Raw genomic sequence first — 24,219 nt, 5'->3', positions numbered from 1 at the left:
CGTCATGTTCGGTCTCCGGCCCTGCACCGGAACGCCAGCAGTTGAGCCTATCGTGCGACGCCCCGCCACTGGTTCGCACGGCGGTTCCGCCTCCGATTGGAGCTGCGGCGCCGCTGCCGAAGCTGCTAGTGGCGTCGATTAGGGTGAGTCGTCATGACGACGATGTGGAACGCCTCGTATCGGTCGCGGTGGCGAGCAGGTCGACGCCGCGACCCGCGACAGGCGCGCTTCCTCACCCTCGATTCGCTGCGCTGGGTGTTGCGCAACAAGGCGTACACACCCTGGTACCTGGTGCGGTACTACCGGCTCGCACGGTTCCGGATGGCCAACCCGCACATCGTGCTCAGGGGAATGCTCTTTCTCGGCCGGAACGTCGAGATTCACGCGACGCCGGAGCTCAGCAGGATGGAGATCGGGCGCTGGGTCCACATCGGTGACGGCAACTCGATCCGCTGTCACGAGGGCACCATGCGCATCGGCGACAAGACGGTCTTCGGCTGCAACAACGTGGTGAACTCCTACCTCGACCTCGAGATCGGCGGATCGGTCCTCGTCGCCGATTGGTGCTACATCTGCGACTTCGACCACAAGACCGACGACATCACGCTGCCCATCAAGGACCAGGGCATCGTGAAAGGTCCGGTCCGTATCGGTGCCGACACCTGGGTGGCCGCGAAGGTCTCTGTCCTGCGCAACACGATCGTGGGACGAGGGTGCGTGCTCGGGTCGCACGCCGTGGTCAAGGGCGTGATCCCCGACTATTCGATCGCCGTCGGCGCGCCCGCGCGAGTCGTCAAGAACCGTAAGGATGACTGGGCCTCCAACGCCGAGGAGCGCGCCGAACTCGAACGCGCACTCGCCGACATCGAACGTAAGAAGGCCCAAGCCCGCCAGGTTCCCGGCGCCTGACCCGTCCGCGTGCCCCCATCTGCGTGCCCCCTCGCCCGACTTGCGGCTCAGGGCTGCTCTGGATCGCGTTCCGGGAGTGGCCTTTCGGCGATGAACGGGCGTCCCACAGGATGGCGGACTCGACGCTTGGCGGAGAGGTGGACGCCGCTGGTGCGTTCGGCCACCTCCCGCCAAGAGAACTCAGCGGTCAATCGCGCACGGGCGCGTCGTGCCCGCGCAGCGGTCTGTACCGGATCCGACAGGCATGACCGCACAGCGGCGGTCAGGCCTGCGACATCGCCGGGCGTGAACGTCAGCCCGGTCACCGGCGCCACGACAGCCTCGCCGAGTCCGCCCGCCGTGGAAACCACGAGAGGCGCGCCGGTAGCAGCGGCCTCGAGGGCGACGATGCCGAACGGTTCGTACCGCGACGGCAGCACGATCGCGTCGCACCGATGCATCAGGTCGACGAGTTCGTCGTGGCCGACGCCGCCGAGAAAGCGCACCGCGCGCGACACCCGGTGGCGGCGAGCGGTGTCGACGAGCCAGTCGTACTGAGTGCCGTCGCCCGCAATGGCCAGCGTGGTCCCCGGATGGGTGCGTCGGATGCGGGGAAGCGCGGCGAGAAGATCCTGCACGCCCTTCTCGTATTCGAGGCGGCCGGCGAACAGCAACTCCGCGGGGCCCTGCGTGCGTGTTCGTTCGGCGTAGGGCCAGATGTCGACGTCGATGCCGTTGTGGATGATCTGGACGTCGGGCAGCCCTGGCCCGAAGAGCCTGGTCACCTCGTCACGCATCGACGCCGAACAGGCGATCAGCGCGTCGGACTCGTTGGCGAGCCACCACTCGACCGAGTGCACCTGACGGTTGGTTCGTCCGCTGACCCAGCCGCTGTGCCTGCCCGCCTCGGTGGCGTGGATCGTCGAGACGAGCGGAACGTCGAACAGTTCGGCGAGCGTGATCGCCGGGTGCGCGACGAGCCAGTCGTGGGCGTGCACCACCTCGGGTGTCCAGCGTGCGTCGGAATCGGCAGTGAGAATGCCAGCAGTGAGGATGCCCAGTCCGGCGCGGACGAACGCGTGCCCCATGGCGAGTGTCCACGCCATCATGTCCTGGCCGAATTCGAATTCGGGTGGATCCTCCGCGACGGCGATCACCCGCACACCCTCGACGACGGTGTCGGTGGTCGGGTGTGTCAGCGCGTCGGTACCCGACGGCCTGCGGGTCAGCACGGCGACGTCGTGTCCGATGGCCGCGAGCTCGGTGGCGAGGTGGTGTACGTGCCTGCCAAGCCCACCCACCACGACCGGCGGGTACTCCCACGAGACGAGCAGCACTCTCATGCGCGCTCGTCTTCGCGTAGTCGGCGGGCGTCGAGGTCGGCGAACAGGCCGTCGGCGAGATTCCAGTTCGCGGCGAGACGTGCCGCCTGCTCGGTGCGTCCGCGTAGCGCGGCGTCGGCGATCTCACGCGTGGCGTGTGCGTGGGTGTGGGCTCGACGCACCGCATACTCGGCAGCGGTGTCCTTGGAGACCATGAAGGGCCAGTCCGATGAGACGGTCAGCAGTGTTTCCCGGACGATCTGATCGGCAACGCGATCACGACCCGACTCCGCATCGAGAAGTTTGTCGACGGTGTCGAGTGCTGTCTCGACCACCTCGGCGTTGAGTTCGACGAGGTGCTCGACCTGCGGCCCGTTCCACACACGCCAATCCTTGCCCGAACCCCACGAGCTGTCGGTGAGGGAAACCGGTTCTCCGACAAGGCCATCGGCTCCTGCCGATGCCATCGTCCCGACCCGCACCCCGGCTTCGGGGAGGCGTCGAAGCACCTGTTCGAGCCACACGGGTCCCTCGTGCCACCAGTGTCCGAACAATTCCGTGTCGAACGCCGCGACGACCAGCGCGGGTCGGCCGATCCGCTCCGATTCCGAGATCAGGCGTGCGCGTACATGTTCGACGAAGTCGTCGACATGGCGATCGATCACGGGCGCGACGCGGGCGGGGTCGTAGGGCTTCTTATTCTGCGCCGCAACGGTTTTACCGGTCACACGCGACATCTTGAAGCCGGTCGTGTGGTCGTAGGTGTGGAAGTCGCGGTAGACAGAGTGGCCCGGATATCCCGATTTCGGTGACCACACTTGATAACTCACGGTCAGGTCGCGACCGAATGCGAGGACGTCGGAATCTCCGACGGGTCGAGCGAGCGAGGTGTCGCCGTGCAGCGCGGGGCCGTCGACCATGAAATGTCGCACGCCCGCAGCCGAATACTCGGACTCCATGCCTGGCGTGAACGCGCACTCGGGCGCCCAGATCCCTTGCGGCGCTGTACCCCACCGTGATCGAGCATCGGCAAGCCCCTCGGCGAGGGAGAATCGGCGCAACCGCGGGTCGAGCAGCGGAGCGAACGGATGGGCGAGCGGGCCACCGAGGATGTCGACGACGCTGCTGTCGGCCAGCGCTCGGATCAGCGGGCTCGCACCGTGTTGCCAGTGGCGTTCGAAGTCGCCCACTGCGCGTGCCGCACATCGGAATTCGTGCGCGGCTAGATCGCGTCGGATCGGGTCCGGATGGTCAGCGGCCGCCACCGCACGCAGTTGCCAGTCGGCGAGCCACTCGTGCATGGAGCGAAGGCAGTGCGGGTCGTCGAGTTGGGCGGCCAGCACAGGCGTGATGCCCAGAGAGAGCTGATCGGTGAATCCGTCGGCCGCCAGACGTCGGAGCATGGCGAAGACAGGAAGATACGACGCCGCCCACGACTGGTAGAGCCACTCCTCACCGACCGGCCAGCGACCGTGATTGGCCAGCCACGGCAGGTGAGAGTGCAGCACCAGGGTGAACTGGCCGGGCACGGCGTCGCCGCTGCCCTGTGGGTGCGCCGCAGTGCGGGGAGAGGAGAAAGTCATCGGGTGTGCCGGGTACTCAGGGCCGGACCGCAATGGCGAAGAGGTCGAGCGAGGCGTCGATGTCCGCGGTGGTGGCCCCGTCTTTGGCGTTGTCGGGGGAGGTTTCGACGATGACGAAGTCGTCCGCGGAGATCGCGGCGACGTCGGCGACGAGGTCGGCGGGCCAGTCCTCTCCCGCCAAGGCGCGCTCGATCTGTGCGTCGATCAGCGACCCGCCCCACTTGGCGTCCAACTCCGTCAAGCCCGCGCCGTGGTAAACGCCATGCATCACAACGGATTCGAGCCCACCATCGGTCAGTAGATCGGTGAGCTCGGCGGCGTCGAGTTCGCGCGTGTGGAACGGATTGAGCGGGGTGTCGCGGCCCGGCGAGAAGGTGATGCGATTGGGCGTCGAGATCAGGAGGCGCCCGCCGGGACGCAGCACTCGACGGCACTCGGCGATGAAGGCGGCTTGATCCCACAGATGTTCGATGACCTGGAAGTTCACCACCACGTCGACCGATTCGTCGGGAAGGGGGAGATCAACAAGGTTGCCCGCGATCATCGTCAGTTCCGGGTACCGCTTGCGGGTGTGTTCGACGGCCGACGCGTCGTAGTCGACGCAGGTGACCGTCGCGCCCGCAGCTGCAAGCATCGCGCCGCCATAGCCCTCACCGGAGCCTGCCTCGAGAACCTCTTTCCCGCTGCACGAGTCCGCGATGAACCGGTAGGCGATCTCGTGGCGGCGGAACCAGTAGTTCTCCGCCGGGATGCCGGGAACCGTACGCTCGCCGGTCAGCGCCAGTTGGGCATCGGTGTCCAATGCGTCCATGCCGGCCGCGGGTCGTGTGGCCTCGGAAGTCGTCCCTGGAGTTGCCTCAGGGGTGGCCTGCGAACCCGTGCTCACGGTCGGCAGACGGTCCGTTGTCGAGCCCTGTGCGTCGATCATCCCCATGAGACTAGTACCCGGGGCCGTCCCAAGAACGTGCCACAGTCCCTTCGTCCGCCCGCAGTCGTCACGTCCTGCCCGTGAGAACGCCGCCATAGTGTGAGGTAGGCGATGTTCTAAGGCAAAATAGGAGACGCTAAAGTGGGTGGAGACCGATGGCCTTACCCGCCGGTAAGTTGCCGAACCCGACGCAGGAGGTCGACGTAGACCCATGACAAACATTGTCGTTCTGATCAAGCAGGTTCCGGACACCTGGTCCGAGCGAAAGCTCTCCGAGACCGACTACACGCTTGATCGTGAAGCCGCTGACGCCGTGCTCGACGAGATCAACGAGCGTGCGGTCGAGGAAGCGCTGCAGATCAAGGAGGCCAACGGGGGCGAGGTCACCATCCTCACCGCAGGTCCCGAGCGCGCCACCGAAGCCATCCGCAAGGCACTTTCGATGGGTGCCGACAAGGCCATCCACATCAAGGACGATGCGCTGCACGGTTCGGACGCGGTTCAGACCGCATACGTGCTCGCCCGCGCACTCGGCACCGTCGAGGGCGTCGAGCTGGTCATCGCAGGTAACGAGGCCACCGACGGTCGCGTCGGCGCGATCCCCGCGATGATCGCCGAGTACCTCGAACTGCCGCACCTCACGCATCTTCGCAAGTTGACCGTCGAGGGCGAGTCCCTCAAGGGTGAGCGCGATACCGACGACGGCATCTACCACGTCGAGGCCGAGCTTCCCGCGATCGTCAGTGTCAACGAGAAGATCAACGAGCCGCGCTTCCCGTCCTTCAAGGGCATCATGGCCGCCAAGAAGAAGGAAGTTCAGGTCGTCGGCCTCGCCGAGATCGATGTCGAGCCTTCCGATGTGGGCCTCGAGAATGCGGGTACGACGGTCACCAGCTCGACCCCGAAGCCTCCGAAGACCGCGGGTGAGCGTGTGACCGACGAGGGCGACGGTGGCGTGAAGGTTGCCGAGTACTTGGTCAGCCAGAAGATCATCTAGGCGCCGAACGCACCGAGACCACCTCACCGGCCCGCGCGGTCAGCAGACTCGCCGCAGGCCACCAGACATCCAGGAGCAAAACAATGGCAGAAGTACTCGTTCTGGTCGAGCAGGACGCCGAGGGCGCCCTCAAGAAGGTGACCAACGAACTGATCACCGCCGCTCGTGCACTCGGTACGCCGTCGGCCGTCGTGGTCGGCGCACCCGGTGGCGCCGACGGCATCATCGACGACCTCAAGGCCGCCGGTGCCGAGAAGATCTACGTCGCCGAGTCTGACGACGCAGCCAACTACCTGATCAGCCCCAAGGTCGACGTCCTGTCGTCGGTCGCTGAGCAGGCAACGCCCGCGGGCATCCTCGTCGCGGCGAACGCCGACGGCAAGGAGATCGCAGGCCGTCTCGCCGTGCGTCTCGGCTCGGGCGTGCTCGCCGACGTCGTCGACGTCAAGGAAGGCGCTGTCGGCGTCCACTCGATCTTCGGTGGTGCGTTCACCGTTGACGCGCAGGCCAAGGGCGATACCCCCATCTTCTCCGTGCGCCCCGGTGGCGTCGAGGCCGCACCGCAGGCTGCTGCGGGCGAGCGCGTCGACGTCGAGGTCCCGGCGCAGGAGGGTGGCGTGAAGATCACCAAGGTCGAGCCGAACGTCGGTGGCGACCGTCCGGAGCTCACCGAGGCATCGATCGTCGTCTCCGGTGGTCGTGGCGTCGGAAGTGCCGAGAAGTTCTCCGTCGTCGAAGAGCTCGCCGATTCGCTCGGTGCCGCTGTCGGCGCCTCGCGTGCCGCCGTCGACTCGGGCTACTACCCGGGCCAGTTCCAGGTCGGTCAGACCGGCAAGACCGTGTCGCCGCAGCTGTACGTCGCGCTGGGCATCTCGGGCGCGATCCAGCACCGCGCAGGCATGCAGACCTCGAAGACGATCGTCGCCGTCAACAAGGATGAGGAAGCGCCGATCTTCGAGATCTCCGACTTCGGCATCGTCGGCGACCTCTTCAACGTCGCACCGCAGCTGACCGAAGAGGTCAAGAAGCGCAAGTGATCTCGACAAGCTCGATCAGCGGGTCTGCTGGTTGAGCTGCCCGCCGCTGGTTGAGCCTGTCGAAACCACCCTCAGCGATCCCCGGCCCACCTGGGTCGGGGATCGCTGCTTTTTGTTCACCAAGCGCGCCCCGACACGTCACGCGCACGTAGCAGGCCGGTCGTTGCGACTGGCTTTCATCTGGGGCATGACAGACGTACTGGACAGCCTGGGTGTTGTACACGGCCGCACCCTCGTCGACGCCGGGAGGCTGCGGATCGTTCTCACCGAGTCCGCGGAGCTGATCGACGCTGTCCAACGACTCCGTTACGACGTCTTCGCCGCAGAGCCCGGCTTCTCCGATCGCATCGGCGACCCGACAACCCGTCGCGACGCCGACCACGTCGACGAGTTCGCCGAGCACCTCGTCGCCATCGACGACGAGTACGGCGTCCTGGGCTGCGCCCGACTGCTCGCACCTCCGCGAGCCATCGCCGCGGGCGGTTGGTACTCGGCAAGCGAATTCGACCTCACCGAGATCAACCGGATAGGCGGGTCGGTCGTCGAGATGGGCCGCGCGTGCGTGGCGCCGGGCCATCGCCACGGCGCCATCACCGCGCTGCTCTGGGCCGCAGTGTTGCGATACCTCGACGATGCGGACTACCGCTACTTGATGGGCTGCGTCTCGGTTCCGCTCGGTGGTCCCGGTGACGAACAGCGAGGTTCGACGCTGCGCGGCGTCCGCGACCACGTACTCACCCGCCACCGGGCGCCGTGGCGAACCACCCCGTTGCACACCCCACTGATCGACGGTCGCATTCTCGACGAGATCGAGCCGCCGTCGACGCTCACCCTGCCGCCGCTCCTGCGTGCCTACCTACGTCTGGGCGCAACGGTCTGCGGTGAACCGGCGGTCGACGAGATCTTCGACGTCGGCGACTTCGTCACGATCATCGACCGCGAACACGCCAACACCCGCTACCTCGACAGACTTCGTGCGACAGGCGCGCGACTCGCAGTATCTCCCCGAGAGTGAGGTCCGTATGACGGCCGCAGCGATCATCAGCCCTCCGACGTCCCCCGCATCACTGCCGACCCAGACGGTGGTGTCGACCGCACATCCTGCTCCCGCCCACAATGCTTCGTCGTCCGCGACCATCAGGACCGAGAGTCACCGTCACGCGTGGTATCCGGCCAGCCCGTGCGGCGACCTCTGCCACGCCGACAACCCGTTCGCCAGGGCCAACGTGCTCGTCGTCGCGACTCGCGTGGTCCTGCTGGCGGCGTCGACCATTGTCTTCCTGCTCATGGGTTCGCTTGTCGCGGTGCTGCCGCGCCTCCTTCGTCGCGCATACATCCGCACGAGTGCGCGAACGCTGTTGTGGTCCTTGGGCGTGCGAGTGGTGATCGATGATCGTCGGCCGTTTGCGGCGAGCACCCGTGGACTCGTGGTGTCCAATCACATCTCGTATCTCGACATCCTGGCCGTCGCGGTCGTCAACCCGGCTCGGTTCGTCGCCAAATGCGACGTGATGTCGATGCCCGTCGTGTCAACGCTTGCTCGGCGACTCGGAATCATCTCGATCGACCGCGGCTCGCTGCGTACCCTGCCCGCGACCGTCGATCGGGCGGTGGCAGAACTGCAGGCCGACAACTCGGTGGCGGTGTTTCCGGAGGGCACCACATGGTGCGGACGTGCCCGCGGTGAATTTCGGCCCGCGTTCTTCCAGGCGGCGATCGACGCAGGAGTGCCCGTCATTCCGCTGCACGTCGAGTTCGAGGTCTCCGGAATGGTCACGGCCGCAGCAGGTTTCATCGGCGAAGATTCGCCTGCCGACACGCTTCGACGTGTGCTGCGCACCCGCGGCCTCGCGGTGCGAATCCGAGTGCATGAGTCGCAACTTCCCGGGACGGACCGTCGTGAACTCGCCCAGCGCTGCGCCGAACTTGTCGGTGGGGTGCCTGCACACGCTCATCCGTAGGCGATCGGAACAGCTGATTCGCATCGGTGACCGCGGACACACCTGATCGCTCGATCCGATACGGTGAGAAAAACCGCGCCGATCCGTACGGTGCGCCTGGCCGTCGGGAGATTTCGTGACCGCGAGTTCGCAGACAGACACCGAGAACGACGCGCGTCGCGAGGCCGCACGGACGCGCTTCGGTGAGCTGCGTGCCAGTCGGGGCGCTGTCGCCGACGCCGACCTCGACGCGGTCTGGGCCGACCTCGACACCATCAGACCTGCCGACATGCTCGGGAGTTGGCGCGGTGGCGAGTTCGTCACGGGGCATGCGATGAACGGGCTGCTGACCAAGATCGGTTGGTACGGCAAGAATTTCATCTCGCTCAGCGAGGTGCAGCCGCTGGTGTGCCGCAACGAAACGGGAGAGCTGTACTCCAACACCAGCGTCGGCAAGGGTGAGGCGTCGTTGTGGGCCATCGAATTCCGCGGCGAGGTCACGGCGTCGATGGTCTACGACGGCCAGCCCGTGATCGACCACTTCAAGCGCGTCGACGACACCACGGTGATGGGCATCATAAACGGCACCGGCGGACTCATCGGTGGCCGCCATTTCTACTTCTACCTCGAACGTGACTGAGTCCTGAGCGTCGACGCTCCCACCTCATCGGCCCCTACATCTGCGTCGCAACCGTCCGCGTCAAGAAGTCGGCAAGTGATCGCCAAGCGTGTCATCGCACTCTGTCGTCGTCCCTGAAGGATCGACACGAAGGCAGAAGCCATGGCGCAGACCCGACGCACCCGCACGCCACACATTCGCACATCACACACCCACGCGGCGCACCCAACGCCGGCAGCGCACCGGCCGGACGACGTCGGAAAGCAGAGATGGACCCCGGTTCAGCGCGTGACACTCGCCGTGGTGTGCGTGGCAACCGCGATGCTCATGCTCGACATCGCAGTGGTCAACACAGCGCTACCCGCGATGGCACGCGAATTCGACGCGGGGATGACCTCGCTCAAATGGGTGATCGACGGATACACACTCGCGTTGGCGACGATCGTTCTCAGTGCTGGCGCATGGGCTGACCGCATCGGCCGACGTCGCGTCTTCGTCGTCGGCGCCGTGGTGTTCACCATCGGGTCCGCGGTCTGTGCGGCTGCGGGTGACATCCTCACCTTGAACGCCGCACGCGTCGGCCAGGGGATGGGCGCCGCGCTGCTGTTCGCCTCCTCACTCGCGTTGCTGGCGAACGCATTTCCCGGGAAAGAGGAACGCGCCAAGGCACTGGCGGCCTACGGGGCGACCATCGGGGCGTCGTTCGCTGTCGGACCGCTGCTCGGCGGTGTCCTCACCGACTGGATCGACTGGCGCGCAATCTTCGTCGTCAACATTCCGCTGGGTATCGCCATGATCTACGCGACACGCTGGATCGATGAGTCGGCGAGCAGCAGGCCGCGACGGGGTGACGTGTGGGGTCAGCTGAATGTCGTTCTCGCGCTGGGTGCATTGACCTATGGACTCGTCGAGGCCAACTCGCGCGGGTGGGTGGATGCGGTAACGCTGAGCGCATTCGGCGTCGCCGGGATCGCGTTCGTCACATTCCTCGTTGTCGAATCCGTTGTCGCGCAACCTATGCTGCCGCTGCGCATGTTCACCAACCCTGCCTTTGCGGGAGCTCAGGTCGCAACGTTCGCGATCAGTGCGTCGATGTTCGCCGTGTTCGTGTACGTGACCATCTATCTGCAGGGCGTGCTCGGGATGTCGGCGATCGCCGCGGGCCTCGTGTATCTGCCGGGGACGATCGTCATGCTCGTCGTCGCGGGTCTCACCGATCGCGTCGTCGGACGCGTCGCGCCCTGGGTGCTGCTATCGACTGCCCAGTTCGCGGTGGCGGCGGGACTGGTCTGGATGACGTGCGCAGGCGAGCACAGCAGTGGCTGGATCATGGTGCCCGGCTTCCTCGTCGCCTGCGTCGGTGCGGGTGTGTTCAACCCCGTGATGAGCGGTGTTGTGTTGGCCGAGGCCGCGCACGACGACGCGGGTCTTGCCGCCGGTGTCAACGATGTCTTCCGTCAGTCGGGAATCGCGCTCGGCGTGGCAGCACTGGGTGCGGTGTTTCCTGCCGTCTCCGTCTTGCATGGCGGACAGCCCGGCGACTACGTCGACGCGCTTGGCCGTGCGTTGTGGATCAGCGCCGCGATCGCAGTGCTCGGTGCGCTCGTGGTGATCATGGCAATGAGGTCGGCACGCGCGAGCGTCGATGCTGTCGGGCCGGTCGCTCCGACGCGGACAGCCCACATCGTCGCGATGCCGGTCGTACACTCGGAATCGCCGTTTTTCCGACATTCCGGTCCACAGGTGTGAGGGGAGAGATGCGGGAGTATCTGATCCTCGGTCCCCTCGAGGTGCGTCGCGCGGGCGAGACAGTCGATCTGGGATCGCCCAAGCAGCGAATCGTCCTGGGCTCGTTGATCCTTGCGCGTGGCGCGGTGGTGTCGGTCGATCGGCTGATCGACTCGGTCTGGGGTACGCACCCGCCGCCCGCCGCAACGACGAGCCTGCAGGCCTACATCTCCAATCTGCGGCGCGCGCTACGCGGCGAGTCCGGTGGGCCGTCGCCCATCGAGCGGGTCAATCCCGGATATCGACTGACCATCGCCGACGACTCCGTCGACCTTGTCGAGTACCTTGCGCTCGCGCGCAGGATTCGCGACGAGGTCGACGCCGCCCGTTGGCATCATGCACTGCAACTCTGCGAACAAGCACGCAGGTTGTGGCGTGGACCCTTGTTGGCAGACATGGCGGACGAGAAGTGGGTTGGCCCCGATTCCGTTGCGGCGTCCGAGACGCGACTGTCCGTCACGGAGGCGTACATCACGACGCTGCTCGCGCACGGCGACACCGGTCAGGCGCTCACCGAGACGTCGACGTTGCGCACGCTCGATCCGCTCCGCGATCGTGCTGCCTGGCTGCACATGATGGCGCTCTACCGTGCGGGCCGCGGCGCTGATGCGCTCGCCGTGTACACAGAGCATGTTCGACGACTCGACGACGAACTCGGCCTCGACCCGAGCAACGAACTGCGCGAGTTGCAGGGCGCGATTCTGCGCCACGATCCCGAAATCGCAGCCTGGCCGCGAGCACCCCGCTGGTCGGGGGCCGGCCCGGCGCCGTCACCGGCCGGCGGGCCGGACGCCGACAATCCTCATGCGGAAGGTCCTCGCGCGGAAAGTCCTCGTGCGGAAAGTGCCGATACTGCGCATGCCGGCGTCCAAGGCGCATACGTCGCGCCGGAGGTCGTCACTGCCCGAAGCGGTCCGGCAGCCGGCCCGGACGGCGCACTTGTCGGGCGTGATGCGCAGCGGCGCACGCTGGCAGAGCTCTTCGTCGACGATCGGGGTCCGGTCACGCGGTGGCTGGCCCTGTCGGGTGCGGCAGGGATCGGCAAGACCAGGCTCGCCGAGGAGGCAGCTCGGATGGCGTCGGCCAACGGCGACGTCGTCGTGTGGGTGAGATGTCCTGACTCACAAGGCATTCCGGCATGGTGGCCAATGCGTCAACTCTGCCGCGAACTGAATGCCGACGCCGACTCCGTGTTATCGGTTCCACCGGGAGTCGACGCCGACGCCGCGCGGTTCGCCGTCTACGAACGGGTGCAGGGCCTCCTCGAGTCACGCGCTGCGGCGCGACCGGTCACCGTCATCGTCGACGACGCGCAGTGGGCCGATCCCATGTCGATCGACCTGCTGATCTACCTGACCACGGCGCTGCAACGGGTGCCGGTACGGGTCCTCGTCACGGTGCGCGACGAGGAGGGTGGGCCTGCGATCGCTCGCCTGCGCTCGGCGATGGTGCGGGCAGGGGGTCGTGTCGTCGACGTTCCCGCATTGACGCGTCACGAGGTCACCGCATTGGTGCGGGAGATATCCGACGTCGAGCTCTCGCCGGGCGAGCTCGACGAACTCGTCGCCCGTACCGGCGGTAACCCGCTCTTCGTCGCGGAGTATGCGCGGCTCCCGGATTCGCAACGCGGAGAAGTCGTTCCGGCCGCCGTTCGTTCGGTACTCGATCGACGGCTCGCCTCGCTCGACCCCGCGACGCGTGAGGTGGTCGGCTATGCCGCGGTCATCGGCGACGACATAGACGTCCCGCTCCTCGCGCACGTGATGGACCGTGATGTCGACGAGGTCGCCGACTGCATCGACGATGCGGTCGACGAGCGGATCGTGGTGACCGGCGTGGGCCACGGACGCACCGTGTTCGCGCACGCGCTGCTGCGCGGGGAGGCGATGGCGGGCATCAAAACGTTGCGACGCTGCAGAATTCACCTGCGCACGGCCGAAGTGCTTGCGTCGGCGACGGATTCGGCGTCGTCGGCGCGGCGGGCAGGTCACCTCCTGCAAGCCCTGCCATTGGCCGAGGTGGTCGACGTGGTGGAGGCGTGTCGTCGGGTCGCCGCCGACGCGACGTCACGATGGGATTCGGTCAGCGCCGCCTACTGGCTCGATGCCGCACTGCGCACCTATGAGTCCTCCGAGAGCGCTGCCGCCGACGTCGCCATGCGCGATGCTCTGCTCGTCGACCTCCTCGACGCGCATCTGCGTGCCGGAAACGTCGCGACGGTGCTCGAGATGGTGGCGCAACGACTGAGCGATGCGATGCGTTCGGGTAGTCCGCAAACGGCTGGACGGCTGGCCGCCACGCTGATCAGGTCCGGCGGGGGATGGCCGTGGGTTGCGCCGGGAACCGAGACCGGCCCGCTCCAGGACCTATTGGCGACCGCAGGCGAGTTCACCGACGGCGACGCGGCGAGCAGCGCACGGGTATTGGGCGCGTTGGCCATCGGCACCTGCTACAACCGTGACGCCGCGATCCCGGCGACACTTCTCGCCCGCGCGGAGGCGCTCGCGCACGAGCTCGGTGATTCCGACGTGCTCGCCGACGTCATGGTCGCGCGCTTGCTGACATATTCCGGCGTCGCAGAACGGGCGCAGGAGTCGGTCGCACTCGGTATCGCCATTCGTGAGCTGCCGCATACGTTCTCGGCGCTCGACGAGGTGATCGTCGACTCGGTGCTGTCGATGGCGACGATGACACTCGGCGACCTCGACGCCACCGAACGGCACCTACGGCGCGGGATCGTCGGCAGCGAACGGATGCGTCTACCGATACTGCGCGCACAACTGCGGTGGATGGAGGCCGCCGTCGCGGTCTGGCACGGTCAATTCGACCGTGCGCGTAAGCATTTCGAGACCGCCTATGCGGTCCACCAGCAGACGCAACTCTACGTCGCCGGAAGTGGAGCGCTTGCGATGATGGCGATGGCAACGCAGGAGGGGATGTTCGAGCAGATCGTCGACGACGTCCTGGGAATCGATGGAAACGACCGGCTCCAGTGGGTGCGCTCGGTGATGTCCGGTGCCTCGGGTAGTTCCGTTGCGACACTTCTGGCCTCGGGTGTCGCCACCGTTGCGGGTGTGCACGGAGACGCCGACCTCGCGATCGACATGATCGACGCCTGGTTGGGTGAGCGGGAACCGATGATGTGGACGTCGCTCGCGCAGGCGGTCATCCTTGCCGGCGTTGTTGTCGAACTCGAGTTGACCGATCGCGCTGAGCTCTTCATCGACTATCTCAGTCGATTCACGCGGTGCATCGCCACCGTCGGGCAGGTCGGATGCATCGGCCCGGTCGATCTGGCGCTCGCGGAGCTGTACTTCTTGATCGGTGACGACGACGCCGCCATCGAGGCGCTCGACCGCGCACGAGAATTGTCCGAGACCCAGGCCAGTACGCCAGGGGTCCTGCGGTGTCGGATGGCCGCGGCATCCCGCGCCCCGGCAGGAGCGCGGCGTGACCGTGAGCTTGCCGATATCTCCGCGCTTGCTGCTGCTGCGGGCATGAGCGCACTCGCTTCGGCGGCGACCGCTTCGCGCACTGTCTGACCTGCACGAATTGATGTGCGCGGAACGACGGACATCGGCTGGCGTGCACTCCAAGAAGACCGCAAGATCATCCCAAGGGTGTGCCGACATCGTGTGAGTGCGGCCGGACCAGCCGGTCGCCACGTGCACATTCGAGGAGCATCGTCATGACACAGACACCGACCGGGATCGACCAAGCCGACATCGCGGGTTTGCGCGCCAGGATTCGCGGAAATGTCTTCCGTCCGACCGAGGAGGGCTACGCGACCGTGAGCTTCAACGCCTCGGTGTCGCGGCGCCCGTGGGCGGTCGTCGACGCGGCAGGCAGCGACGATGTCGCCGCGGCAGTCGCGTTCGCTGCAGCAAACGACATGACGGTTGCCGTCCATGCCACCGGACACGGCGCGACGCCGACCGACGGACGGTCGTTGTTGGTCCGGACCGGTGCGCTCGACACGTGTGAGATCGATCCAGCAACGCGGACAGCACGGGTCGGTGCAGGCGTCCGCTGGCAGCGGGTCATCGAGACGGCAGCGCAATTCGGACTCGCGCCGCTGTGCGGATCGGCGCCTGACGTTGGCGTAGCGGGATTTTTGTCCGGCGGTGGTATCGGGCCGCTCGTCCGGTCGGTCGGGGTGTCGTCGGATTATGTCCGCGCCATCGAGATGGTCACCGGTGACGGGCTTGTCCGGCGGGTCAGCGCCGATGCAGATCCCGATCTGTTCTGGGGTTGCCGCGGCGGGAAGGCCACGCTCGGCATCGTCACCGAGTTGGAGATCGACTTGCTGCCGATCGCGGAATTCTATGGCGGCGCAGTCTATTTCGACGGCGCTGACGTGCCGTCGGTACTCACGGCATGGCAACGGTGGACACAGGATCTTCCTCGCGAGGCGTCGACGTCGATCGCGCTGTTGCGGCTGCCCGACATGCCGGGGGTTCCGCCGATGCTCGCGGGCAAGGTCACCGTCGCCGTGCGCTACGCCAGCGTCGCCGACGCCGAGACCGCGGCGTCGACCTTCGCGCCGATGCGCGCGGTGGCGACCCCGATTCTCGACGCGGTGGGCACGATGCCCTACGCCGCCGTCGGCATGATCCATGCCGACCCCACCGACCCGATGCCTGCGTACGAGAACGGCATGCTGCTGTCGGGGTTGCCTGACGACGCGGTGCGCACGCTCCTCGACCACGCAGGACCCGAGGTCGCTTCGCCGCTACTGCTGGTGGAACTGAGGCTGCTCGGAGGGGCGTTCGCCGAGCAACGCGGACCCGACAGTGCGGTCTGCCACCGCGACGCCGCGCTCAATCTGCACGTCGTCGGGGTCCTGGTGCCACCGATCGCCGACACCGTGCCCGGGCACGCCGACCGGCTGATCGGCGACATGTCGGCGTGGGCGACCGGAGGACGACTTCCCAACTTCACCGCCAGCGCCGACCCCGAGCGTATCCGGTCCTGCTACGACGAGGAGACGGCGGCCTGGCTGGCGGCGCTGGCGCTGCAGCACGACCCCGGTGGCGTGCTCGCTGTGGGCCAAGTGGTCCGCTGATACCCGGTCCGGTGTAACCCGACTCCGCACGACGGAATTGGTCCCGGGTGTTCGCGCGTTTATCCTGGGGTGCGTATGTCCATGTCATCCCGCGCCCCGGTCTACCTCGACAATGCCGCGACGACAGCTCTGCTGCCGGAGGCACTCGAGGCGATGACCGCCTGCTACCTGCAGCCGGGTAACGCGTCGTCGCTGCACGGTTCGGGTCGTCGTGCCCGGCGTCACCTCGAGGAAGCCCGCGAGACCGTTGCGTCGGCACTCGGCGCGCGGCCGTCGGAAGTGATCTTCACCAGCGGCGGCACCGAGGCCGACAACCTGGCGATCAAGGGCATCTACTGGGCACGCAGGCGTGGAGACGCGCAGCGTCGTCGACTCATGGTGTCCGCCGTCGAGCATCACGCCGTGCTCGACGCCGCGCAGTGGTTGGCCGACAACGACGACGCCGAACTCGTCGTGATCCCGGTCGACGCCGACGGTGCGGTGTCGGTCGCGCACGTGCGTGCCGAACTCGAGCAGCACGCAGCGCAGACGGCACTGATCTCGGTGATGTGGGCCAACAACGAAGTCGGGACGATCCAGCCGGTGAGCGAGATCGCGGCGCTGGGTATCGAGTTCGGCGTTCCCGTCCATTCCGACGCCGTGCAGGCCGCCGGTCACATCCCCGTCGACTTCGCGGGCAGCAGGCTCTCGGCGATGAGTATTGCCGGGCACAAGTTCGGTGGACCGTACGGATGCGGCGCGCTGCTTCTCGGCCGCGACGTCGAGTGTGTTCCGTTGCTCCACGGCGGCGGTCACGAGCGGGATCTGCGATCGGGCACCCAGGACGTACCGGGGATCGTCGGATTGGCTGCCGCGCTGCGACGGTCGGTCGACACACTCGACGAGACGCTGCCGCAGGTGGCAGCGATGCGGGATCGCCTGTTCGACGTGCTGCTCTCGATCGACGGAGCGACCGCCAACGGGCCTCGCGACGATCGCCGACTGCCCGGCAACGTGCACGTGTCGTTCGCGGGCTGCGAAGGGGATTCGCTGCTGATGCTGCTCGACGCCAACGGTGTCGAGTGCTCGACGGGTTCGGCGTGTACCGCAGGCGTCGCCCAAGCCAGCCACGTGTTGCTGGCGATGGGGGTCAGCATGGCCGACGCGCGCGGGTCGCTGCGCTTCTCGCTCTCTCATCGCACCACCGACGCCGACATCGAGTCGGTCGCCGAGATCATCGGCGAGGTCGTCGACCGCGCCCGCGTCGCCGGTTTGGTCTCCACTCCCGCGGGGAAGGGGAACTGATGCGCGTACTGGCAGCCATGAGCGGAGGAGTCGATTCGGCCGTTGCGGCGGCACGTGCGGTCGACGCGGGTCACGAGGTGGTCGGCGTGCATCTCGCGTTGTCGACTGCACCCGGAGCGCTGCGCACCGGCTCGCGCGGATGTTGTTCGCGCGAAGACGCCGACGATGCGCGACGCGCCGCGGACGTCCTCGGCATCCCGTTCTACGTCTGGGACTTCGCGGAGAAGTTCAAAGACGACGTGATCGACGAATTCGTCGAGGCCTACGCCGCCGGGCAAACACCCAATCCGTGCCTGACATGCAACGAGAAGATCAAGTTCTCCGCACTCGCCGAGAAGGCGGTCGCGCTCGGTTTCGACGCCCTCGCGACCGGCCACTACGCACGACTCGCCGACGGTGAGCTGCGTCGTGCCGTCGACGATGACAAAGACCAGTCGTACGTGCTGGCGGTTCTGACCCAGCAGCAGTTGTCGCGGGCCATGTTCCCGGTCGGCGACACCTCCAAGCCGCAGATCCGCGACGAGGCGGCCCGACGCGGCCTGTCGGTCGCGTCGAAGCCGGACTCACACGACATCTGCTTCATCCCGACCGGCGACACCCGAGCGTTCCTCGGTGCACGTATCGGTGTGCGTCCCGGTGCCGTCGTCGACGCCGACTCGGGCGAACGCCTCGCCGACCACGAGGGCGTACACGGCTTCACCATCGGCCAGCGCAAGGGACTCGGGATCGAGGCGCCCGCCGCCGACGGGCGTCCGCGCTACGTCACCGACATCGACCCCGAATCGGGCACCGTGACCGTCGGGGCCGCAGAGAACCTGCAGGTCTGGTCGATCAGCGCCACCAAGGCCGTGTGGACGTCCGGACAGGTTCCGAGCGGCCCGATCGAGTGCATCGTGCAGGTGCGCGCGCACGGCGGGCTCGCGCAGGCGGTCGCGACGCCGGTCACCGGCGACGACGGACGCCCCGGAATCGACATCGAGTTGCGCGAGCCGCTGACCGGCGTCGCACGTGGCCAGGCGGCCGTGCTGTACCTGCCCGACGCCGAGCGAGGCGATCTCGTCGTCGGCTCGGGTCGTATCGCGGGCACCTCGCACATGCGTCGCAGCGACGCGGCCGTCGCGGGTGCGTCGTCGAGTGGGCACTGACCGGTGATGTGATGACGTCGCTGCCGACGGGTGTCGGTACGGGTGTCGGCTCCATGCCGGGCACCGATCCGACAGAGGCCGCGGCGATCGTGGGCGGCGAACTCGACTTCACCTACCTCGCCGAGTTGCCCGCGCGCGGGATCGGAGCCGATATGGTCGGCCGGATGGGCACCCTGCTCGTCGACATGCCGATCGATGCCGGACCGTGGGGCTATCGTCTCGCGGCACGACCCTCGGCCGTCACCCGAGCGGCGTCGGACTATCTGAGATTCGACCTCGACGCACTCGAAGAACTGTGGGACACAGCGGGATTCATCGGTACCGGGCGGAATGTAAAGGTGGCGGTGTGCGGGCCGTTCACCTTCTCCGCCTCGGTCGAGCTGCCCAACGGACACAAGGTGCTCCGCGACGTGGGCGCGTGGCATGACGTCGTCGAATCGACGGCCGAGGGGCTGCGTGAGCACGCTGCGGAGGTTGCCCGACGCCTGGGCGCGCAGGTGACGGTGCAACTCGACGAACCTCTGATCGGCGCCGTCCTCGACGGCACGGTGACTCCGCTGACCCGCCTCGATCCGATCCGCGCGATCCCGCTTCCCGAGGTCGTGGACGCGCTCGCGGGCATCGTCGAACAGGTGGGTAGACCGGCGATCGTGCACAACTGCGGTGCGCCACGCTGGGATGTGATCGGACGATTGCGCGGCGTCGGACATTCGGTGATTCTCGACTCCGCGATCTCCTCGGGGCCCGACGTGCTCGACACCGAGACCCTCGACGGAATCGGAGCCTTGATCGAACGTGGGGATGTCCTCGTCTCGGGCGTGGTGTCGGCACAGCGGGCTGACCCACGCGCCCGAGCCGAAACGGTCGCCAGCGGGTTGGCCGCGATCACCGATCGCATCGGATTGGATCGAAAAGTGCTGTCCGACAACGTGATCGCGACTCCGACGTGCGGTCTGGCCGGGGCCTCGCCTGCGTGGGCGCGCGCAGCCCTGGGCATCTGCGCACGCGCCGGTGAGCTGCTTTCGGAGGACCCGCAGGCGCTGTGACGGCTGCGTGAAGGCTGGCGTCGGCCAGGAACTCTTAATTGTGTGTCGGTTCGAAAGATGTGGGTGCTGCAGCACACACATCCTCGGATTCGACACACATGCATGCGTCTCGGCGGGTCGGTCGCTCAGTCCGGCAGAGCCGTCGACGCCTCAGAGCGGCGGAAGCTTGGCCAACGACTTCTTCGGGGCCACGTGGCGGTAGCTCGCGTCGAGAAGCTCGGCGACCTCGTCCCAGTCGGTCTTCTTGTCGAGAAGTAGTCCGAGCCAGCCGTACACGCCGACGTACGCGGGTAGGAAGAACCGCGGATCGTCGACGAGGGCGGCGCGTTCGGCGTCGTCGGGGATGAACAGCACCGACTGGTCGTGACGCTCGCCGCCCTTGACGCTGCCGCCGTACGTGCCGAACATCTTCCCGCAGCGAAACGTCGGTCGGCCGTGTGCGACGACCTCGGTGGCGTCGGGTAGCGCGAGTGCGATGGTGCGTACTCGGCCGAGCAGCGGATCGGCATCGTCGAACGCGATTGGGTGCGGCATAGGTCGACGATAAGGGGCGGTAGCCGAGCGGGAGGGCGTGTCGGTGCCCTTCGATAGTCTTTGAGGGTGGCACAAGACGTCGGAACCACGGATCACACGACGAGGGATCCCAGCGCGGACCTGCGTGAGCAATGGTCGAAGCTCGCTGAAGAGATACGCGACCACCAGTTCCGCTATTACGTCAAGGATGCGCCGATCATCTCCGACGGCGAGTTCGACCATCTCCTGCGTCGACTGCAGGAACTCGAGGACACGCATCCCGAGCTCGCAACGCCCGATTCACCGACCAAGCTGGTCGGTGGGGGATTCTCCACGGCGTTCACCCCGGTCGACCACCTCGAACGGATGCTGTCACTCGACAACGTCTTCGACGGCGACGAGATGCGCACGTGGGTCTCGCGGGTCGAAGAGGAGGTCGGTGTCGGCACCGAGTACCTCTGCGAACTCAAGATCGACGGCGTCGCGCTCGCGCTGGTCTACATCGACGGCGTACTCGACCACGCCGTCACCCGCGGCGATGGACGCACCGGCGAGGACGTCACGCTCAACGCCCGCACCATCGAAGACGTCCCGGCGCGGCTGACCGCAACCGACGAGTACCCGATCCCGCACATTCTCGAGGTCCGCGGTGAGGTGTTCTTCCGCGTCGAGGATTTCGAGGCGCTCAACGCATCGCTCGTCGACGACGGCAAAGCCCCCTTCGCCAACCCTCGCAACTCCGCGGCGGGGTCGCTGCGGCAGAAGAACCCACAGATCACAGCCAGACGTCGGCTCAGGATGATCTGTCACGGGCTCGGCCACACCGAGGGCTGGAAACCGAAGTCCCTGCACGACGCCTACCTCGCCATCGGGGCGTGGGGGCTGCCGGTGTCGACTCACACGACCAAGGTGTCGGGAGCCGACGCGATCCTCGACCGTATCGCCTACTGGGGCGAGCACCGACACGACGTCGAGCACGAGATCGACGGCATCGTCGTCAAGGTCGACGACTTCGCGAAGCAACGTCGGCTCGGCTCCACCTCGCGCGCACCCCGCTGGGCGATCGCGTACAAGTACCCGCCCGAGGAGGCCACCACCAAGTTGCTCGACATCAAGGTCGGTGTCGGCCGAACGGGTCGCGTCACGCCGTTCGCTTTCATGGAACCGGTGCTTGTCGCAGGCTCGACGGTTTCGCGTGCCACGTTGCACAACGAGTCGGAGGTCCGCCGGAAGGGTGTGTTGATCGGCGACACGGTCACCATCCGCAAGGCGGGCGACGTGATCCCCGAGGTGCTCGGTCCGGTCGTCGAGCTGCGCGACGGTAGCGAGCGCGCATTCGTGATGCCGGAGCGCTGTCCGGAGTGCGGTTCCACGCTGCGGCCCGAAAAAGACAGCGACGCCGACATCCGTTGTCCCAACGCGAAATCCTGTCCCGCGCAGCTGCGCGAGCGGCTGTTCCACCTCGCGGGCCGCGGCGCGTTCGACATCGAGGCGCTCGGGTACGAGGCAGCGACCGCACTGTTGAGCTCGGGGGTCATCGTCAACGAGGGCGACCTTTTCTCACTGACCGCCGATGATCTCGCCAAGGTCGACCTGTTCACCACCAAGGACGGCAAGCTCTCGGCTAACGGCAAGCGGCTGCTCGTCAATCTGCAACGCGCCAAGGATGTTCCGCTCTGGCGGGTGCTCGTCGCGCTGTCGATCCGTCACGTCGGCCCCACTGCGGCGCGTTCTCTCGCAACCGCATTCGGCTCGCTACAGGCGATCGAAGACGCGACGCCCGAGCAACTCGCCGACGTCGAGGGACTCGGCGGAACCCTCGCGCAGAGCATTCACGACTGGTTCGCCGTCGACTGGCACCGCGAGATCGTCGAGAAGTGGCGTGCCGCAGGGGTTTCCATGGAAGACGAGCGCGACGAGTCCATCGTGCGCACACTCGAGGGCAAGACCGTCGTGGTGACCGGTTCGCTTCAGGACTTCTCCCGCGACGGCGCCAAGGAGGCCATCTTGGCGCGTGGAGGCAAGGCGTCGGGGTCGGTATCGAAGAAGACCGACTACGTCGTCGTCGGGGACTCGCCGGGAAGCAAGGCGGCGAAGGCTGAGCAACTCGGTGTGCCGGTGCTCGACGAGGACGAGTTCACACATCTCCTGGAGACGGGGGAGCCCCCTGCGCGTGCTGTCGAATCGTCTACCCCGAGTGCTGAGGAATCGAGCTGAGCACGGCGTCGCGGAACTCGGATACCGTGTGGGGCAACCACAGAGCCTGTACCGGGGTCAGCGGCGGACTGTCGAAGTCCCGCACGACGATGCGGCCCCCGTGCGTCGTTCCCGGCGGGTCGGTGACGAAAGCGACGGCGTCGTTGTCGACGAGGACGGCGGTCGCCGGTGGCGCCCCTTGGATACGACACACGCGCAGGCGCGGCTCGACGCCGCCGCGTCGTAGGTGGGCGACGAGGAAGTCGGTGTAGAACGAGCGTCGTTCCGGCGCCCAGACGATGATCGGTACATTCGCGAGGTCGCGAACCCGAATCGGGTCGTGGTCGGCGAGGCGATGGTGGGCGGGTATGGCCAACCGCAACGGGTGATAGGTGACGATCGACGACGTCAGTTGTGGTGGCGGCTCCACGCCACGTCGCAGCACGAGGTCGAGTTCGCCGGCGAGAAGGCCGTCCCTGAAGTGTCGGGGAAACGTCTGGGCGAAGGTCACCGAGACCTCGGGGTGCAACCGGAGCGCTGGTTCGACGAGCGAGAACGCTTCGTCGTTCGACAGTGCGGGTGAGTGTCCGATGACGAACGCCTCGGCCGTGCCCGCGGCACGGCGTTGAACCGACCGTGCCAACTCGCGCGCGCCCGCGAGGAGAGGTAGGGCGCCCTCCAGCAGGGCTTCGCCGGCGCTCGTCAGTACCAATCTGCGGCCGGAGCGGTCGAAGAGCGGCACACCGACCTCGCGTTCGAGCTGTCGAAGCGCAGTCGAGAGCGCCTGTTGTGTGAGGAACATCTGCTCCGCGGCGGCGGAGAGTGTGCCTGCCTGGGCCACAGCGACGAACTGCTCGAGGCGTCGGGTGTCGAGTGCTGGCGAGTCTCCGGCTTCCCTCATGCACAAATCCTACTTGAGGAAGGTCCATTTGGTTTCGATTGAATTTGATTATTTATGTTCCTAACGTCGATGGTGTTCGTCCGGGACCGACCGTGCGCGACGTGGTCGGCCCGGCGACAGACGCAGACAGGATACGAAAAGAACGGAACCACATGACTCAGACACAGGATCTGTCAGCGACCACCACCCGTAAGCTCGACGGAAAGAGTGCTGTCGTTGCGGCGGGTGCCAAGAATCTCGGCGGGCTCGTCTCGCGCAACCTCGCCGCGCTCGGCGCGAACGTCGCGGTCCACTACAACAGCGACTCGAGCCGATCCGATGCCGAGAAGACCGCTGCCGCGGTGGAGGAGCAGGGTGCCAAGGTTGTCATCGTGCAAGGCGATCTCACCGTGCCGGCGAACGTGACCGCGCTCTTCGACGCGGCTGTCGACGCGTTCGGTGGTGTCGATATCGCGGTGAACACCGTCGGCAAGGTACTGCGTAAGCCGATCGTGGAAACCATTGAAGCGGAATATGATTCGATGTTCGACATCAATGCCAAGGCTGCCTACTTCTTCCTTCAACAGGCAGGCAAGCGGCTGAACGACAACGGTACGATCATCAGCATCGTGACCTCTCTGCTTGCGGCCTACACAGATGGCTACTCGACGTACGCGGGCGGAAAGGCTCCGGTCGAGCACTTCACGCGAGCAGCATCCAAGGAGTTCGCCGATCGCGGGATCTCGGTGAACAGCATCGGACCTGGACCGATGGACACACCGTTCTTCTACCCGCAGGAGACGCCGGAGCGCGTCGAATTCCACAAGTCGCAGGCGATGGGGAACCGGCTGACCGACATAGAGGACATCGCACCGATCGTGACGTTCCTTGCGACAGAGGGCCATTGGATCACCGGTCAGACGATCTTCGCCAACGGTGGGTACACAACGCGGTGAGGCGAATCATCGTGAAGTGAGCACGCCGCCAA

19 protein-coding genes are annotated in these 24,219 nt (G+C 66.7%); 14 read left to right on the top strand and 5 right to left on the bottom strand.

Translation table 11 applies throughout. The features are described 5' to 3' along the window. The first annotated feature begins 153 nt into the window (after positions 1–153). Positions 154–909, top strand: a complete 756-nt coding sequence (locus A5777_RS13830) for an acyltransferase (RefSeq protein WP_064863080.1) — start codon at positions 154–156, stop codon at positions 907–909. Positions 910–956: 47 nt separating this feature from the next. Here A5777_RS13830 and A5777_RS13825 read toward each other — a convergent pair whose 3' ends face one another. From A5777_RS13825 to A5777_RS13815, 3 genes are read right to left on the bottom strand one after another with little or no spacing between them, the layout of a single operon-like run. Further along, entirely contained in the window at positions 957–2,231 is a 1,275-nt protein-coding gene (locus A5777_RS13825) for a glycosyltransferase family 4 protein (protein ID WP_064863079.1), read from the bottom strand. Then, the gene (locus A5777_RS13820; protein WP_064863109.1) at positions 2,228–3,793 is read right to left on the bottom strand and encodes a 1,4-alpha-glucan branching protein domain-containing protein; all 1,566 of its coding nucleotides are present in this window, start codon (positions 3,791–3,793) and stop codon (positions 2,228–2,230) included. Before A5777_RS13820 ends, A5777_RS13825 begins: the two co-directional genes overlap by 4 nt. A 16-nt stretch (positions 3,794–3,809) precedes the next feature. Beyond that, positions 3,810–4,604 carry a class I SAM-dependent methyltransferase gene (locus A5777_RS13815; protein ID WP_064863108.1) on the bottom strand — a complete coding sequence of 265 codons (795 nt, stop codon included), beginning with the start codon at positions 4,602–4,604 and terminating at the stop codon, positions 3,810–3,812. 328 nt (positions 4,605–4,932) lie between these two features. Between A5777_RS13815 and A5777_RS13810 the strand changes: the two genes are divergently transcribed. The 11 genes from A5777_RS13810 to A5777_RS13760 all read left to right on the top strand — a co-directional run bounded on the left by A5777_RS13810 (position 4,933) and on the right by A5777_RS13760 (position 19,642). After that, a complete protein-coding gene (locus tag A5777_RS13810; RefSeq protein ID WP_064863078.1) occupies positions 4,933–5,718 on the top strand; it encodes an electron transfer flavoprotein subunit beta/FixA family protein in 786 nt (261 codons plus the stop codon). A gap of 83 nt (positions 5,719–5,801) precedes the next feature. Continuing rightward, positions 5,802–6,755, top strand: coding sequence for an electron transfer flavoprotein subunit alpha/FixB family protein (locus tag A5777_RS13805; RefSeq protein ID WP_064863077.1), 954 nt, complete (start codon positions 5,802–5,804; stop codon positions 6,753–6,755). A 112-nt stretch (positions 6,756–6,867) separates the two neighbouring features. Continuing rightward, the gene (locus A5777_RS13800; RefSeq protein WP_064863076.1) at positions 6,868–7,770 is read left to right on the top strand and encodes a GNAT family N-acetyltransferase; all 903 of its coding nucleotides are present in this window, start codon (positions 6,868–6,870) and stop codon (positions 7,768–7,770) included. Between the two features lie 7 nt (positions 7,771–7,777). Then, a complete protein-coding gene (locus tag A5777_RS13795) occupies positions 7,778–8,716 on the top strand; it encodes a lysophospholipid acyltransferase family protein (RefSeq protein WP_064863107.1) in 939 nt (312 codons plus the stop codon). A gap of 115 nt (positions 8,717–8,831) precedes the next feature. Beyond that, positions 8,832–9,335: a DUF4334 domain-containing protein gene (locus A5777_RS13790; protein ID WP_064863075.1), complete on the top strand. Its 504-nt coding sequence runs from the start codon at positions 8,832–8,834 to the stop codon at positions 9,333–9,335. Between the two features lie 267 nt (positions 9,336–9,602). Further along, positions 9,603–11,063, top strand: coding sequence for an MFS transporter (locus A5777_RS13785; protein WP_064863106.1), 1,461 nt, complete (start codon positions 9,603–9,605; stop codon positions 11,061–11,063). A gap of 8 nt (positions 11,064–11,071) precedes the next feature. Continuing rightward, positions 11,072–14,644, top strand: coding sequence for a BTAD domain-containing putative transcriptional regulator (locus A5777_RS13780; protein ID WP_064863074.1), 3,573 nt, complete (start codon positions 11,072–11,074; stop codon positions 14,642–14,644). Between the two features lie 146 nt (positions 14,645–14,790). Next, entirely contained in the window at positions 14,791–16,167 is a 1,377-nt protein-coding gene (locus A5777_RS13775; RefSeq protein WP_064863073.1) for an FAD-binding oxidoreductase, read from the top strand. An 81-nt stretch (positions 16,168–16,248) separates the two neighbouring features. Further along, entirely contained in the window at positions 16,249–17,451 is a 1,203-nt protein-coding gene (locus A5777_RS13770; protein WP_064863105.1) for a cysteine desulfurase family protein, read from the top strand. Beyond that, a complete protein-coding gene (gene mnmA / locus A5777_RS13765; RefSeq protein WP_064863072.1) occupies positions 17,451–18,596 on the top strand; it encodes a tRNA 2-thiouridine(34) synthase MnmA in 1,146 nt (381 codons plus the stop codon). Before A5777_RS13770 ends, mnmA begins: the two co-directional genes overlap by 1 nt. An 11-nt stretch (positions 18,597–18,607) precedes the next feature. Continuing rightward, entirely contained in the window at positions 18,608–19,642 is a 1,035-nt protein-coding gene (locus A5777_RS13760; protein ID WP_064863071.1) for a vitamin-B12 independent methionine synthase, read from the top strand. A 150-nt stretch (positions 19,643–19,792) separates the two neighbouring features. Here A5777_RS13760 and A5777_RS13755 read toward each other — a convergent pair whose 3' ends face one another. Continuing rightward, a complete protein-coding gene (locus tag A5777_RS13755) occupies positions 19,793–20,176 on the bottom strand; it encodes an MmcQ/YjbR family DNA-binding protein (RefSeq protein ID WP_064863070.1) in 384 nt (127 codons plus the stop codon). Positions 20,177–20,242: 66 nt separating this feature from the next. Here A5777_RS13755 and ligA point away from each other — a divergent pair, with 66 nt between their 5' ends. Next, complete coding sequence (gene ligA / locus A5777_RS13750; RefSeq protein ID WP_064863069.1) at positions 20,243–22,372, top strand: NAD-dependent DNA ligase LigA; 2,130 nt, start codon at positions 20,243–20,245, stop codon at positions 22,370–22,372. Here ligA and A5777_RS13745 read toward each other — a convergent pair. Continuing rightward, on the bottom strand, positions 22,344–23,252 hold the full coding sequence (locus A5777_RS13745) for a LysR family transcriptional regulator (RefSeq protein ID WP_064863068.1): 909 nt from the start codon (positions 23,250–23,252) through the stop codon (positions 22,344–22,346). The genes ligA and A5777_RS13745 overlap by 29 nt on opposite strands. A 152-nt stretch (positions 23,253–23,404) precedes the next feature. Between A5777_RS13745 and A5777_RS13740 the strand changes: the two genes are divergently transcribed. Next, positions 23,405–24,187 carry an SDR family oxidoreductase gene (locus A5777_RS13740; RefSeq protein ID WP_064863104.1) on the top strand — a complete coding sequence of 261 codons (783 nt, stop codon included), beginning with the start codon at positions 23,405–23,407 and terminating at the stop codon, positions 24,185–24,187. The last annotated feature ends 32 nt before the right edge of the window (positions 24,188–24,219 follow it).

It is taken from the genome of Gordonia sp. 852002-10350_SCH5691597, assembly GCF_001665715.1.
Taxonomy (GTDB): domain Bacteria; phylum Actinomycetota; class Actinomycetes; order Mycobacteriales; family Mycobacteriaceae; genus Gordonia; species Gordonia sputi.
This window is presented reverse-complemented; position numbering and strand designations above follow the sequence as displayed.